The 14,189-nt window shown below is 44.6% G+C and carries 10 protein-coding genes, 20 tRNA genes and 2 rRNA genes; 1 reads left to right on the top strand and 31 read right to left on the bottom strand.

Annotated features, from left to right (window positions below; genetic code table 11):
* Window positions 1–15: 15 nt before the first annotated feature.
* Both A361_RS02635 and A361_RS02630 read right to left on the bottom strand, forming a co-directional pair.
* A complete protein-coding gene (locus A361_RS02635) occupies window positions 16–552 on the bottom strand; it encodes a DUF3267 domain-containing protein (protein WP_019381134.1) in 537 nt (178 codons plus the stop codon).
* A 98-nt stretch (window positions 553–650) separates the two neighbouring features.
* Window positions 651–1,868 carry an MFS transporter gene (locus A361_RS02630; protein WP_009335531.1) on the bottom strand — a complete coding sequence of 406 codons (1,218 nt, stop codon included), beginning with the start codon at window positions 1,866–1,868 and terminating at the stop codon, window positions 651–653.
* 251 nt (window positions 1,869–2,119) lie between these two features.
* Here A361_RS02630 and A361_RS02625 point away from each other — a divergent pair, with 251 nt between their 5' ends.
* A complete protein-coding gene (locus A361_RS02625) occupies window positions 2,120–2,539 on the top strand; it encodes a hypothetical protein (protein ID WP_019381135.1) in 420 nt (139 codons plus the stop codon).
* 38 nt (window positions 2,540–2,577) lie between these two features.
* Here A361_RS02625 and A361_RS02620 read toward each other — a convergent pair whose 3' ends face one another.
* From A361_RS02620 to A361_RS02485, 29 genes are all read right to left on the bottom strand, one after another.
* A complete protein-coding gene (locus A361_RS02620; protein ID WP_009335533.1) occupies window positions 2,578–3,447 on the bottom strand; it encodes a cation diffusion facilitator family transporter in 870 nt (289 codons plus the stop codon).
* 231 nt (window positions 3,448–3,678) lie between these two features.
* On the bottom strand, window positions 3,679–4,467 hold the full coding sequence (locus tag A361_RS02615; RefSeq protein ID WP_009335534.1) for a DUF2935 domain-containing protein: 789 nt from the start codon (window positions 4,465–4,467) through the stop codon (window positions 3,679–3,681).
* A gap of 133 nt (window positions 4,468–4,600) precedes the next feature.
* A complete protein-coding gene (locus A361_RS02610) occupies window positions 4,601–5,161 on the bottom strand; it encodes a hypothetical protein (RefSeq protein ID WP_009335535.1) in 561 nt (186 codons plus the stop codon).
* On the bottom strand, window positions 5,158–5,790 hold the full coding sequence (locus tag A361_RS02605) for an SCO family protein (protein ID WP_009335536.1): 633 nt from the start codon (window positions 5,788–5,790) through the stop codon (window positions 5,158–5,160). The genes A361_RS02610 and A361_RS02605 overlap by 4 nt, the downstream gene beginning before the upstream one ends.
* A 60-nt stretch (window positions 5,791–5,850) precedes the next feature.
* Entirely contained in the window at window positions 5,851–7,545 is a 1,695-nt protein-coding gene (locus A361_RS02600) for a cbb3-type cytochrome c oxidase subunit I (protein ID WP_019381136.1), read from the bottom strand.
* Window positions 7,546–7,560: 15 nt separating this feature from the next.
* Window positions 7,561–8,025, bottom strand: a complete 465-nt coding sequence (locus tag A361_RS02595) for a cytochrome c oxidase subunit II (RefSeq protein ID WP_019381137.1) — start codon at window positions 8,023–8,025, stop codon at window positions 7,561–7,563.
* A gap of 12 nt (window positions 8,026–8,037) precedes the next feature.
* Window positions 8,038–8,178, bottom strand: a complete 141-nt coding sequence (locus tag A361_RS29795; protein WP_139266893.1) for a cytochrome c oxidase subunit 2A — start codon at window positions 8,176–8,178, stop codon at window positions 8,038–8,040.
* A gap of 701 nt (window positions 8,179–8,879) precedes the next feature.
* Window positions 8,880–8,956: transfer RNA gene (locus A361_RS02590), tRNA-Ile, on the bottom strand.
* Window positions 8,957–8,962: 6 nt separating this feature from the next.
* A tRNA-Gly gene (locus tag A361_RS02585) sits at window positions 8,963–9,036 on the bottom strand.
* Between the two features lie 14 nt (window positions 9,037–9,050).
* Window positions 9,051–9,124: transfer RNA gene (locus tag A361_RS02580), tRNA-Cys, on the bottom strand.
* A gap of 7 nt (window positions 9,125–9,131) precedes the next feature.
* A tRNA-Gln gene (locus A361_RS02575) sits at window positions 9,132–9,206 on the bottom strand.
* Between the two features lie 25 nt (window positions 9,207–9,231).
* Window positions 9,232–9,307 (bottom strand) — tRNA-His (locus tag A361_RS02570).
* A gap of 11 nt (window positions 9,308–9,318) precedes the next feature.
* Window positions 9,319–9,392 (bottom strand) — tRNA-Trp (locus tag A361_RS02565).
* Window positions 9,393–9,399: 7 nt separating this feature from the next.
* Window positions 9,400–9,483 (bottom strand) — tRNA-Tyr (locus A361_RS02560).
* Window positions 9,484–9,505: 22 nt separating this feature from the next.
* Window positions 9,506–9,581, bottom strand: a tRNA-Phe gene (locus tag A361_RS02555).
* A 25-nt stretch (window positions 9,582–9,606) separates the two neighbouring features.
* Window positions 9,607–9,683 (bottom strand) — tRNA-Asp (locus A361_RS02550).
* Between the two features lie 3 nt (window positions 9,684–9,686).
* A tRNA-Met gene (locus tag A361_RS02545) sits at window positions 9,687–9,760 on the bottom strand.
* Window positions 9,761–9,781: 21 nt separating this feature from the next.
* Window positions 9,782–9,874 (bottom strand) — tRNA-Ser (locus A361_RS02540).
* A gap of 23 nt (window positions 9,875–9,897) precedes the next feature.
* A tRNA-Met gene (locus tag A361_RS02535) sits at window positions 9,898–9,974 on the bottom strand.
* Between the two features lie 18 nt (window positions 9,975–9,992).
* A tRNA-Ala gene (locus A361_RS02530) sits at window positions 9,993–10,068 on the bottom strand.
* Window positions 10,069–10,089: 21 nt separating this feature from the next.
* A tRNA-Pro gene (locus A361_RS02525) sits at window positions 10,090–10,166 on the bottom strand.
* A gap of 5 nt (window positions 10,167–10,171) precedes the next feature.
* Window positions 10,172–10,248, bottom strand: a tRNA-Arg gene (locus tag A361_RS02520).
* A 7-nt stretch (window positions 10,249–10,255) separates the two neighbouring features.
* Window positions 10,256–10,330 (bottom strand) — tRNA-Gly (locus A361_RS02515).
* A gap of 6 nt (window positions 10,331–10,336) precedes the next feature.
* Window positions 10,337–10,421: transfer RNA gene (locus A361_RS02510), tRNA-Leu, on the bottom strand.
* A 15-nt stretch (window positions 10,422–10,436) separates the two neighbouring features.
* Window positions 10,437–10,512 (bottom strand) — tRNA-Lys (locus A361_RS02505).
* A 174-nt stretch (window positions 10,513–10,686) separates the two neighbouring features.
* A tRNA-Val gene (locus A361_RS02500) sits at window positions 10,687–10,762 on the bottom strand.
* A gap of 4 nt (window positions 10,763–10,766) precedes the next feature.
* Window positions 10,767–10,841, bottom strand: a tRNA-Glu gene (locus A361_RS02495).
* Between the two features lie 23 nt (window positions 10,842–10,864).
* Window positions 10,865–10,981, bottom strand: a 5S ribosomal RNA gene (gene rrf, locus A361_RS02490).
* Window positions 10,982–11,184: 203 nt separating this feature from the next.
* A 23S ribosomal RNA gene (locus A361_RS02485) occupies window positions 11,185–14,120 on the bottom strand.
* Window positions 14,121–14,189: the final 69 nt, after the last annotated feature.

The following is a 14,189-nucleotide window of genomic DNA, read 5'->3' as shown; positions in this document are numbered from 1 at the left end:
CATATGAATTGAAGCCTATTCATAAACCGTAAATTGCGGTTTAGTCGGATGGTCAGTGACAAGAGCATCATTTGGAAATTTTAAGAGCTTTTTATACAAAACAAGGTCTCCAAAACATCCAACTGTCAATATCGCCCCTAATATCGATAATCCAGGCATATTCAGTACAATTCCAAGAACAAGGGGCAATAAGCCAGTCGGAATGAATGGCAGCATTAAAACCTTTTTCATTTGCTGAACCGTCACTGGCTGTTTAGCATGAGCATAGGCCACACCCAATTTCAAATTGACTCCCCAGGACATTTCGCTCCATGGGACACCGCCAATATAGCGGAAACCTGCCAAATGGATGGCTTCATGCAAGATAACGATAACGGCCATACCAGCTAAAAATAATAGCATACCTATAAGATCAAAAGACATTTCTCCTCCGCCATATATTACGGCATGTAAAAAGAGCACCCCAAATACCAGCGCAATCGTTGCTATGAATAAATAAACCTGCAATTTCATCATTGAAATGGAAACAACCGTTTGTTTTTTATTTTCCAAATTTTCACCCCGCGAGGAATTGGTCGATTACCTATATTTACGGATCACAAACAGCAAAGTTTCAAAAAATGGCTATTGCCGGCAGCTCCCCATTGCCTTTAGCCCTCCGCTTCTAATGCATTACCTTTACCTTGAAGCTTCAGCTGAATAAAACCAAAAATGGACGAAATGATTAATAATATTCCTGATAAAATGTAAATAAGCCGAACACCGATTAGATCAGTTAAGACCCCTATGCCCAAAATGGAGAAAACGAAAATCAATTCGTTTAAGACAGATTTAGCAGCAAGAATTTTCGTGAGCATTGTTTCATCTGCACTATTTTGATACATAGTGGTTTGCGCAAGATCCCGCAGCTGATAGGCAGGTCCCATCAATATTACAAATAGCAGCGCTAAGAAAGGATTCGAAATAAAACCATACCCCAAGGTAAGAATCCCGAAAGCACTGGATCCAATCAGCATAAAAATAATCAAACGGCCTTGCAGTAAATAAGAAAGCCGATAAATGAGGATTCCTCCAGCAATAGTGCCTAAGTAATATCCTCCGTTGATATAGCCCCACCAAGACTCCCCCTTTCCAAGGGCATCCTCCACATAGGTTAACGTAACTGCACCAATCCAAATCGTTCCTGCCCAAGCTTCTATTAAATCCATTAGGATCAGGACTCGAAGCCCTTTATCCTGGAAGAGTAATTTCCAGCCAGCCGTTAGACTGGACAGCATCCGGAAGTTTGAGTTCACAGCAGGTGATTCGCTTTTTTTTATCAAAAACAAGCTTAGAATAGAAATAACAAGCAGAATGATCGTAATGATCAATGTGGATTGTTTGCCAAGGAAAGCTAACAGGATACCGCCAAAGGTCCACCCTGCAAACAAGAAAGTCTGGTCAACACTTGAGAGCAGGCTATTCGCTTTGACTCTTTGCTTTTTAGGAACAACAGCTTTTACCATGGACATTTTAATAGGCGAGAAAAAGCCATTGAAAAAGGATATAAGGGCCAACACTAAGAAAATAGCCATTAACATAAAATCCTTCATTTGCTGCAAGAATAATATCATTAATCCAGCAATCAGAACGATCTGGCTTATCTGGGAAAACTTCAATAGATTTACTGGCTGAAATCTATCCGAAATGGATGGAAGCAGTATATTACTGATCATTCTCGATATTACACTAATCAATGTGACGGCTGCAGAAAGTGCTGTGCTCCCTGTTTCATTATACAAATGCAGCACAACAGCCATCGTGTACAGGGCAAACCCAAGATTCGTTGCTGTCTGGCTTACTAGAAGAGCGTAAAATGAACGATTCATCACTATCCCCCTATCTAAAGTCGTTGCAAACCGGCATGATTTCTATAAAGTTAAGCTCTTAATCTAATATTGAAAATCTATCATTTAGCTTAACATATTGAAAAATGCCTGCAGCAGCCAGCTCGGTAATATGTTCTAACAATATAGATTATGGTAGCTTGTTCCTATTTTTCAGAAAAACATATCACGATTTTCATGAATGTCTGTATAATCAACTTAAACTATTAATAGAAAGGAGCTCAACAGAAAACGTGCTTTACATATGGGATATCGAAAAGATTATAAAAAACACCTTGGATGGGTTCCAATTGGATATTAACTATGAGTTCTGCAATACACTTACTGCACCCATGAGCTACAATGTCTCAACGAATACAATTAAATTTAACTACCTGAAAGTGAACGGCTACATTGCAAAAATTAATTTTAAAATTAAAGAAACAGATGAGAACCTGGTTAAATTAATGCTATTCCATGAAATCGGGTATTATCTGGACTTCAAGAAAAACAAACATGACATAAGAACGCTACTGTACGGAGAAGATGACGAAAAAGAACAGCTCATGTCTGAAATAGAAAAAAACTCATGGGATTATGGAAGAAAAATAGTACCTGAACAACTGGTAAATTCCTATGATCATTTACGGGAATTGGATAAAATGTTCAGCTAGAAAAAGAAATGCGCCTCATTAAGAGACGCATTTCTTTATTAATTCGGTTCCACATGGACGTGAACATCATAAACCCCATAATCCCTCATCATCACTTTCTCCACATGTGTCGCAATATCATGGGCTTCCTTAATATCAAGCTTGGAATTAACCAAAATGACCACATCGATCACTTCATTGTTTCCATAGCTTCTGCCTTTAATATCTTTAATGCCTTTTACCCCGTCTACATTTTTGATGACATCCTGATAATGCTTAATCTTTTTTTCATCAAATCCATCAGAAAGCTCATGGGAGGCTTGTACAAAAATATCCCAAGCCGTTTTGCATATTAAAAACCCGACAACTATGGCTGTTAATGGATCAAGCCAAGGCATGTTCAGCTGCGAACCAAAAATTCCGACGGCAGTGCCTATACTCACCCATGCGTCTGAAATATTGTCCTTTGCCGCTGCCATTACGGCCTTGCTGTTAATTTTAATAGCTAATTTTTTATTATATCGGTATACAAAGTACATTGCAGCTCCAGAAAAAACTCCCGTATATGCCGCAATTATATCAGGAGATTCATTAACCCCATCAAACATGGATGAAACAGCATTAAGCAGAACTTGAAGACCTACTGCAGCCATAATGAAGGATGCTACCATGGAAGCAATGGTTTCACTCTTCCAATGGCCATACCCATGATTTTTATCCGGCGGACGCTGAGAAATCCTCAGCCCTATAAGCACTGCAATTGAAGCAATTATATCTGTTGTATTATTCAATCCATCCGCTTTCAAAGCAGCAGAGTCACTCACATATCCAATTGTTAATTTTAGTACAGAAAGACATATATAAGCTGCAATACTAATAAAAGCAGCACGCTCGCCTAACTTAAGGTTATGATACTTTTCCTCTTCCATGCCCCAGCCTCCTACTTTACCCTTGATTATATTACCAAGCGGAATTCGGGTGGGTCTAGAGCAATCTTTTTGTCTTTTATTAAATAAATAAGCAAAGTGCAATTAAGTTGTACTAGTGAAAATTTAAGCCAGCCCCATAAAAGGCTGGCTTGATTTGAATCATCTTAATGTGCATAAAGAAGAAACAGAATTTGTACAGCATGAAAGAAACAGCCCATCTTCCAAGCAAAACTATGCCTTCTTAAGACTCGCCTCAAACAAATCGATAATTTCCAAAAATCTCTCAGCTTCTCTAAACGTATGGTCAGCCAGAAGAGGATGAATATTGCTTTTGATCCGGCATGCCTCTATTAATTCTCTGGCTGTTTTCTTAAAGTCCCTTAACGAAGCAACTGATATTTTATTCTCATTTAAAAAATGGCTAAGTATTGGTTTCGTTTCTGATTCAGGCTGCATAGAGTCAAGATCAACAGCTTGAAAGACCAATTGGTCAAAATCATGGCTAAACTCTCTTGCCTGTTCTACCAGCTTTCTTTCCGAAGGATCTAGTAAATGGCCAATAAACTTAGCATGGTCAGCCATGATCCTTAGAAAGAAGACATTTTCTTCTATAATGGCTTCCGGTTTTGGTGCGAGTATCCCTGAGTTGAGGTCTTTTAATCGATTTGCAAAGTATGCAGCTTCTCTGCTGATATGGTCAATTAATAAAGGAAAATTATTTGAACGGATTTCGCATCTTAATGTCAGCCCCAGCACTTTCCTCTTATAGCTCCAGATGGCAGCAGCTGCTTGATAAACCTCGTTATTAAATGCTTGAACCTGTCTAAGTTCTGAGTTGATTGTAAATCTGGCCAGCTTTTCCTCGATTCTTTCAAATAGAGCGATAAATTGCTGTGCTTCGGCAATTAATTGTTTCTGTTCATAGGTAAACCCCAAACTTAAAAATAGTGCATGTTCTTTCATAATCCTGGACCAAAATTTAATCTCATCCAGCGATCTAACGACTATTGGATCCGCCATGTCATCCCCTCCCCAATTACTCACTCCTTCTCATATATATTTATGATTTCCTGCCATTATTCTATTTTATTGAAGCTGATAAACAAGCTGATAAATGTAAAAACTGCTCCCAAGAACGGCAGCAGTCATTCTTTTACTCATATTTTGAAAAATCCATAACATAGCTATAAATCAAGTATACAACCATTGCAAACGCGGTTGAAATAAAGCCCCAGCCCAGCGTAATCTGCTCGATGACCAAATAGTTATTGCAAAGCTGTACAGGGGACCAGATATATAGCCATCCCAGAGCTAAAAATAAGATAGTAAAGAAAATAATGAGAGCATGCTTCCAAAATGAACTTAGCTTTGGCCAGCTGTCCCGCAATGGCACACCGGCCAAAAATGGAAGGGAGATAAATTTAAAGACTTCTACACTCGTAAGCGTCAATGCTTCATCCATTGTCCTTGGCAGAGACCAATACACCATAATGATTGAAAACAGCAATATACCCGGCACTCCGTTTTCATTCCATTTTGAGAAAAATCCCGTGAAGCGATTCTGAAAGAACTTTGCCATGAATATGCCAGAGATCACCAGTAAAGGCATTTGCATATGCATATGGGTAATCATGATGGACTCCAGAAAATCAGCTGCAGGCGGGAGCATCAATCCAAGAAGCAGGAGTAATCCGTAAACCGATGACTTCATCATTCTTTCCCTCCGCTCTCGAGAATCTCCGTCACCCTTTCAGCCGCTGCTTCTATTAAGGTGTAATCCATGACTTCAACTAAGTGTCCTTTTGGATTCACCAGATAAAAGGCAGAGTTATGGGCAAAATTTCCGTATTCATCAGGAATGACTATGACACCAAATCGATCAAGCAAAGATTTAAGCTCCTGCTGTTTCGGTATCCTCGCCATTCTCCACGTTTCCCCGTCACTGCCAAAAGCCTTGCGGTAAGTATCCAATGTTTCCGGAGTATCCCGCTTTGGATCAAAACTAATGCTCAGGAATTGAATATCATGGCCAATATACTCTTCTGGAATCCGTTTATATACTTCAGACATATTAACCTCCAGTTCAGGACAAACAGTACCGCATGAAGTATATAAAAAGGTAATAAACACATACTTCCCTTCAAATTCTGTGAAAGAATAGGTCCTCCCGTTATTATCTTCAAGTGTTACATCCGGGAACTGAGGCTTTTCATCCATTAACTGATTAACCCTGGCTTTTTCAGCAGTGAAAGCCTGAAAGCCATCTGTGCCAATGTAAAAAAGGAGCACGCCAAACACCAGTACAGCCAAGCTGGAAAAAGCCGTTTTATTTTTTGGAAACATGATTCATCACTTCCTTTTAAAAGAAAGAGACAGCCCTGCATCCGAGCTATCTCTCTTTCCTTACCAGGTTTTATAAGGAGGTGAACCTGGAGGAGCATTGACAATAAAATCGACCAATGGAATGACATAAGCCATGCCGACAAGGACAATCATACACACAATCCATAATCCCCAGCGCTCTGTCCATCTAGGTGTTGGCGCTTCATCCTCTTCCACTTCCGCAACAGGGAATTCTGTGTTTCCTTTTGGCGCAAAGAACATGAGGTAGAATACAGCATATACCTGCATAAGTACACCGATCATCAGAAGGGTACCACCGATAGCCAGGAAGAACAGATAAGGATCCCAGCTTAAAGCAGTTGCATTGTCAAAGTATGTTGAATAGGAAGTTCTTCTTGGAGAACCCAACAGACCCACCCAGTGCATCGCACCGGACATGATGATCATACCGAGCGTCCATATGATCGTTTGTATAACCCCAAGTTTATTAATCTGCGGTGTCAGCATTCTTTTTGATACATAAGGAATAAGCCAGTAGCTGATACCGAAGAACGTCATGACCACAGACATGCCAAGTGTTAAGTGGAAATGACCGACAATCCACATTGTGTTATGAACTACCTGGTTCAATTGGTTTGTGCTTTGTACTATTCCGCCGGCTCCGGCAGGAATAAAAGCAGCCATCGCGATAAATGGCGCGAGGAATCGAACATCTCCCCAAGGAAGTTTCTTATACCAGCCGACAAGACCTCTTCCGCCTTTTTTTCTCGCTGTACGCTCAAATACTGCAAACATAGCATAAGCAGTCATTAATGAAGGGAAGCCAATTGCCAAACTCATAAACACGTGCATGTATTTCACAGGTTCAGAAATACCAGGATCAATAATCTGATGATGGAAGCCGCCGGTAATATTCATAATTACAAGTGCAATAACCACAATTCTTGTTAAAAGGTCATTCCACCTACGGCCGCCAATAATCTTCGGCACTATGACATACCAGGCAGAGACCGCTGTTAAATACCAGATGTTTACCAGCGTATGGCCGAACGCCCAGAACAGCGTGCGTGCAACCATGACATTTATTGTCTCCACCCATCCAAAAGCCCAAGGGATAATGGTAAAAACTTCGATGGCTACAGGTATGCTTCCAAAGAATAAGAGAACAAATACACCGGTTGCAAAGAAAGAAAGAATAGGGATATGCTGGCCGGGATTCCTCTTTCGCCAGCTAGCCACATTAATAAAGGCACCAAAGGCGCACATCCATACACCCAATACAATGAAGACTAAACCGATATAGAAAATGGGTGAAGCAGCCATTGGCGGATAGAACGTATACATAACAGATGCTTCATTCATTAAAATCGGAATCACAGCTAGGACAAATCCGAAAATCTTCATCCAGAAGCCGATCCAAGCCATCTTTCTTACCTTAGGAAGCAGGCCTCCCAGAGTATGAGATAATCCAGCATAAAAGTAACCAATTGTGAAGAAAGCCGACAGTACGACTACCAGCAGCAGACCGTGAGCTGTAAGAACCTGATAATAGTTCAGCCATGCCGGCAATTCCAGCATTCCAGCCCGATTCAGCCCTTGCAATAGACCAAGTATTCCGCCAAGCAGGATGGCTAAGAAAGCAACAGATAAATATGATTTCGTTATTTTTGCATCCTCCAGGCTAATTCCCATAACTTTATTTGCTTTATCCTTAAATGCTTGTGTTTTTCCTGTTTGCTTAATAACTGTTTCCACTGTTTATCCCCCCCTTTATTTCACCGTTATGGTGGTGCTCATCATCTGATGACCCGCGCCGCAGTACTCATTGCAAAGAACCAAATATTCACCTGGCTTATCAAATTTCTGTGTGATCTTTTGTACATAGCCAGGCACAACCATTGCATTTAGGTTCGTGTCAGCGACTTGAAAGCCATGCACAACATCTTTAGATGTCATGATAAAATGAACTGTCGATCCTGCAGGCACTTCAATTTCATTTGGGGTAAAGCTGAATACCTGAAGAATCATAACTACTTCATACTCATTCTCGCCTATCTTCTTAATCCCAGGATTATCGAACGGCGCTGTTTCATCCACTTTTTGAGGATCAATTCGCTCTCCATAGCTTGGCGGCCCCATCTCCAGGGCGAATGTCTGATAGCCCGTAATCAGCATGAATCCAATAATCATTCCAAAGCTTAATATCAGCCATACCTTCTCCGACCGATGCATCATTTTATATCCCCCCTATAATCTGGCCATGTACAGGCCATACACAATTAAATAAGTAACAAAGATCCCAAGCCCCACAACTGTAACTGAAAAGAACGTACCCCTTAGAGAGTTATGTTCCTTTGAACTGCTCTGGACCACTTTTCGCGTTTCCACCTTCCATCAGCTCCTTAGCTTTGTTACCTACATCATAGTTGAGAAGGGTTTTCATAAAAGTGAAATGAATCACACTTTTTTCATATATCTTCGCAGGCAAAAATGCTGAAATACTAACAAAAACACAGTAATATCAAGGCTTTCTTCCAATGAATTTTGTACTGGCAAGCATAACGATTCACAAATAATTCACAAAAAGTTAATTCACCTGATTTGTAATGAATCTCAAGCTTTAAAAGATTAATGTAAAGAACATAAGGATTTGAGATTTTAAGTTAGAATTTTGATGAAGTATGTAAACTATCGTCTTAAACTAATCGGCAGGTTAATAAAATTTAAGGAAAACTGGGGGATATTTTGGATGTTTTGTAATTTTGGCTTTTTCATTAACAGCTGGAGCGTTCTTGAAATATTTTCAGATGATAAAGTTAAGGAACTGAATAATAGAGGAAAAGAGTTGGAAGTTAAAACAGAATGAAAATCAAGCGGCCGATACTAAACTAACGAGAGATTGAATATCGTAGAGAAAAGGTGAAAAAACACAGTATGGATAAACTCCATATGTATTAGTATAATTACCAAATACCTCAAGGGACGGGATTTTACCATAGAAATATAAATCGGTCCAATAACCGTTTTATATTTCTCCAATACAAAAAAACTAACTCCTATTGGAATTAGTTTGAAAATGGTATGTATAATGGTGGGCCTAAATGGACTCGAACCATCGACCTCACGCTTATCAGGCGTGCGCTCTAACCAGCTGAGCTATAGGCCCATATGTTGGAGCGGGTGAAGGGAATCGAACCCTCATCATCAGCTTGGAAGGCTGAGGTTTTACCACTAAACTACACCCGCATATGATTATGGTTTGGAGGCAACACCCGGATTTGAACCGGGGATGGAGGTTTTGCAGACCTCTGCCTTACCACTTGGCTATGCTGCCTTAAAAATGGCTGGGCTAGCAGGATTCGAACCTGCGAGTGACGGAGTCAAAGTCCGGTGCCTTACCGCTTGGCTATAGCCCAATAATATTGCTGTCAAAAAGAATAATGGGGCGATTGATGGGAATCGAACCCACGAGTGTCGGAGCCACAATCCGATGCGTTAACCACTTCGCCACAACCGCCACTATCCTACTGGCAGGGGTAGCAGGAATCGAACCCACATCAAAGGTTTTGGAGACCTTCGTTTTACCATTAAACTATACCCCTATATAAATGGTGGAGGGGGGCAGATTCGAACTGCCGAACCCGAAGGAGCGGATTTACAGTCCGCCGCGTTTAGCCACTTCGCTACCCCTCCACGTCTGATAAGACTTAGGAAATGGTGGCTCAGGACGGAATCGAACCGCCGACACAAGGATTTTCAGTCCTTTGCTCTACCGACTGAGCTACTGAGCCACATATTATTTATTTTTTGTAAAAATGGCGGTCCGGACGGGACTCGAACCCGCGACCTCCTGCGTGACAGGCAGGCATTCTAACCAACTGAACTACCGGACCAGATTGCGGGGGCAGGATTTGAACCTGCGACCTTCGGGTTATGAGCCCGACGAGCTACCGGACTGCTCCACCCCGCGATAGTATTATTAAATAAAATATGGAGGAGGAAAGGGGATTCGAACCCCTGCGCGGTTTGACCCGCCTGTCGGTTTTCAAGACCGATCCCTTCAGCCGGACTTGGGTATTCCTCCGATATGATACAAAATAAGCATATTGGTAGCGGCGGAGGGGATCGAACCCCCGACCTCACGGGTATGAACCGTACGCTCTAGCCAGCTGAGCTACACCGCCAATGTGACTAAATATTTATGGTGGAGCCTAGCGGGATCGAACCGCTGACCTCCTGCGTGCAAAGCAGGCGCTCTCCCAGCTGAGCTAAGGCCCCATGTAATAAAAGAAGTGTCCCTGGTCGGGAAGACAGGATTCGAACCTGCGACCCCTTGGTCCCAAACCAAGTGCTCTACCAAGCTGAGCTACTCCCCGTAATATGGCGCGCCCGAGAGGAGTCGAACCCCTAACCTTTTGATCCGTAGTCAAACGCTCTATCCAATTGAGCTACGGGCGCAAAATAATGGAGCGGAAGACGGGATTCGAACCCGCGACCCCCACCTTGGCAAGGTGATGTTCTACCACTGAACTACTTCCGCTTAAAATGGTGCGGGTGAAGGGAGTCGAACCCCCACGCCTTGCGGCGCCAGATCCTAAGTCTGGTGCGTCTGCCAATTCCGCCACACCCGCAATATGAAATTAAAATGGTGAGCCATGAAGGACTCGAACCTTCGACCCTCTGATTAAAAGTCAGATGCTCTACCGACTGAGCTAATGGCTCATACTTTTATGAGACTTCCTAAATTCTGATAAGTACAGTCAGATGTTCCAAAGCTAAACCGCTTTGTCACAGATTGCTATTCGGGTGAAGAGTCTCACTGATGCTGCAATCTGCTCTACCGACTGAGCTAATGGCTCATACCTTAAGAGTAGCAAATAGCTTTTTCAAAAGTTATGGTGGAGGATGACGGGATCGAACCGCCGACCCTCTGCTTGTAAGGCAGATGCTCTCCCAGCTGAGCTAATCCTCCAAAATGGTGACCCCTACGGGATTCGAACCCGTGTTACCGCCGTGAAAGGGCGGTGTCTTAACCGCTTGACCAAGGGGCCATATATAATTACCCAATTAGGGTGCCCGGCAGCGTCCTACTCTCACAAGGGGACAGCCCCTAACTACCATCGGCGCTGAGAAGCTTAACTTCCGTGTTCGGTATGGGAACGGGTGTGACCTTCTCGCTATCGCCACCGGACTATTTGGTTGAAGAAACTTCGTTCCCTCAAAACTAGATAATGCATGAAGAAGCATTTGCCGAGTATTCACCAATGACTTGTCTAGCTTCGGCTCCTAACTTCTCGGCCGTTTCGATCCGTCCCTCCAAATCCCAAAACCAGGATTTGAATGGCCGGCTCTCCAACGTCTCTCGAAGTTGAACAGTCGCCTCCGCTTTTCGTTTTGGTTAAGTCCTCGATCGATTAGTATCAGTCAGCTCCACATGTCGCCACGCTTCCACCTCTGACCTATCAACCTGATCATCTTTCAGGGATCTTACTAGCTTGACGCTATGGGAAATCTCATCTCGAGGGGGGCTTCATGCTTAGATGCTTTCAGCACTTATCCCTTCCGCACATAGCTACCCAGCGATGCCTTTGGCAAGACAACTGGTACACCAGCGGTGCGTCCATCCCGGTCCTCTCGTACTAAGGACAGCTCCTCTCAAATTTCCTGCGCCCACGACGGATAGGGACCGAACTGTCTCACGACGTTCTGAACCCAGCTCGCGTACCGCTTTAATGGGCGAACAGCCCAACCCTTGGGACCGACTACAGCCCCAGGATGCGATGAGCCGACATCGAGGTGCCAAACCTCCCCGTCGATGTGGACTCTTGGGGGAGATAAGCCTGTTATCCCCGGGGTAGCTTTTATCCGTTGAGCGATGGCCCTTCCATGCGGAACCACCGGATCACTAAGCCCGACTTTCGTCCCTGCTCGACTTGTAGGTCTCGCAGTCAAGCTCCCTTGTGCCTTTACACTCTGCGAATGATTTCCAACCATTCTGAGGGAACCTTTGGGCGCCTCCGTTACTTTTTAGGAGGCGACCGCCCCAGTCAAACTGCCCACCTGACACTGTCTCCCGCCCCGATAAGGGGCGCGGGTTAGAATTTCAATACAGCCAGGGTAGTATCCCACCGACGCCTCCACCGAAGCTGGCGCTCCGGCTTCTCAGGCTCCTACCTATCCTGTACAAGCTGTACCAAAATTCAATATCAGGCTACAGTAAAGCTCCACGGGGTCTTTCCGTCCTGTCGCGGGTAACCTGCATCTTCACAGGTACTATAATTTCACCGAGTCTCTCGTTGAGACAGTGCCCAGATCGTTACGCCTTTCGTGCGGGTCGGAACTTACCCGACAAGGAATTTCGCTACCTTAGGACCGTTATAGTTACGGCCGCCGTTTACTGGGGCTTCGATTCAAAGCTTCGCTTGCGCTAACCTCTCCTCTTAACCTTCCAGCACCGGGCAGGCGTCAGCCCCTATACTTCGCCTTGCGGCTTCGCAGAGACCTGTGTTTTTGCTAAACAGTCGCCTGGGCCTATTCACTGCGGCTCATCAGGGCTATTCACCCTAATGAGCACCCCTTCTCCCGAAGTTACGGGGTCATTTTGCCGAGTTCCTTAACGAGAGTTCTCTCGCTCACCTTAGGATTTTCTCCTCGCCTACCTGTGTCGGTTTGCGGTACGGGCACCTTTTCCCTCGCTAGAGGCTTTTCTTGGCAGTGTGGAATCAGGAACTTCGGTACTAAATTTCCCTCGCCGTCACAGCTCAGCCTGTGTGGTAACGGGATTTGCCTCGTTACCGGCCTAACTGCTTGGACGCGCTAATCCAGCAGCGCGCTTACCCTATCCTCCTGCGTCCCCCCATTGCTCAAACGGTAAAGAGGTGGTACAGGAATATCAACCTGTTGTCCATCGCCTACGCTTTTCAGCCTCGGCTTAGGTCCCGACTAACCCTGAGCGGACGAGCCTTCCTCAGGAAACCTTAGGCATTCGGTGGATGGGATTCTCACCCATCTTTCGCTACTCATACCGGCATTCTCACTTCTAAGCGCTCCACGGGTCCTTGCGATCCCGCTTCAACGCCCTTAGAACGCTCTCCTACCACTGACATCGGAAGATGTCAATCCACAGCTTCGGTGATACGTTTAGCCCCGGTACATTTTCGGCGCGGAGTCACTCGACCAGTGAGCTATTACGCACTCTTTAAATGGTGGCTGCTTCTAAGCCAACATCCTGGTTGTCTAAGCAACTCCACATCCTTTTCCACTTAACGTATACTTTGGGACCTTAGCTGGTGGTCTGGGCTGTTTCCCTCTTGACTACGGATCTTATCACTCGCAGTCTGACTCCCATGGATAAGTCTTTGGCATTCGGAGTTTGTCTGAATTCGGTAACCCGATGGGGGCCCCTAGTCCAAACAGTGCTCTACCTCCAAGACTCTTACTACATGAGGCTAGCCCTAAAGCTATTTCGGAGAGAACCAGCTATCTCCAAGTTCGATTGGAATTTCTCCGCTACCCACACCTCATCCCCGCACTTTTCAACGTGCGTGGGTTCGGGCCTCCATCCAGTGTTACCTGGACTTCACCCTGGACATGGGTAGATCACCTGGTTTCGGGTCTACGACCACATACTCATTCGCCCTATTCAGACTCGCTTTCGCTGCGGCTCCGTCTCATCAACTTAACCTCGCATGTAATCGTAACTCGCCGGTTCATTCTACAAAAGGCACGCTATCACCCATTAACGGGCTCTAACTACTTGTAGGCACACGGTTTCAGGATCTCTTTCACTCCCCTTCCGGGGTGCTTTTCACCTTTCCCTCACGGTACTGGTTCACTATCGGTCACTAGGGAGTATTTAGCCTTGGGAGATGGTCCTCCCTGCTTCCGACGGGATTTCTCGTGTCCCGCCGTACTCAGGATCCACTCTGGAGGGAACGAAGTTTCAACTACAGGGCTTTTACCTTCTCTGGCCGGCCTTTCCAGACCTGTTCATTTACCTCGTTCCTTTGTAACTCCGTGTAGAGTGTCCTACAACCCCAAGAGGCAAGCCTCTTGGTTTGGGCTAATCCCGTTTCGCTCGCCGCTACTCAGGGAATCGCGTTTGCTTTCTCTTCCTCCGGGTACTTAGATGTTTCAGTTCCCCGGGTCTGCCTTCTATACCCTATGTATTCAGGTAAAGATCCTATCCCATTACGGATAGGGGGTTTCCCCATTCGGAAATCTCCGGATCAAAGCTTACTTACAGCTCCCCGAAGCATATCGGTGTTAGTACCGTCCTTCATCGGCTCCTAGTGCCAAGGCATTCACCGTGCGCCCTTTCTAACTTAACCTACTTCGGCCGCTGATCGACTGCGGATCTCTGCGTCAGCTCTCTCGCTCCGCTCCTCACGTACTGAAGT

The organism is Cytobacillus oceanisediminis 2691 (assembly GCF_000294775.2).
GTDB lineage: Bacteria > Bacillota > Bacilli > Bacillales > Cytobacillaceae > Cytobacillus > Cytobacillus pseudoceanisediminis.
Note: the sequence above shows the minus strand (reverse complement) of the source record. Positions and strands in the feature narration are given on the sequence as shown.

Bases quoted from the DNA above. Each gene is read 5' to 3' on its own strand.
- A361_RS02615 (WP_009335534.1), bottom strand. From the start codon at position 4,467: ATGGCGGATCCAATAGTCGTTAGATCGCTGGATGAGATTAAATTTTGG.
- A361_RS02620 (WP_009335533.1), bottom strand. From the start codon at position 3,447: ATGGAAGAGGAAAAGTATCATAACCTTAAGTTAGGCGAGCGTGCTGCT.
- A361_RS02610 (WP_009335535.1), bottom strand. From the start codon at position 5,161: ATGATGAAGTCATCGGTTTACGGATTACTCCTGCTTCTTGGATTGATG.
- A361_RS02605 (WP_009335536.1), bottom strand. From the start codon at position 5,790: ATGTTTCCAAAAAATAAAACGGCTTTTTCCAGCTTGGCTGTACTGGTG.
- A361_RS02595 (WP_019381137.1), bottom strand. From the start codon at position 8,025: ATGATGCATCGGTCGGAGAAGGTATGGCTGATATTAAGCTTTGGAATG.
- A361_RS02630 (WP_009335531.1), bottom strand. From the start codon at position 1,868: ATGAATCGTTCATTTTACGCTCTTCTAGTAAGCCAGACAGCAACGAAT.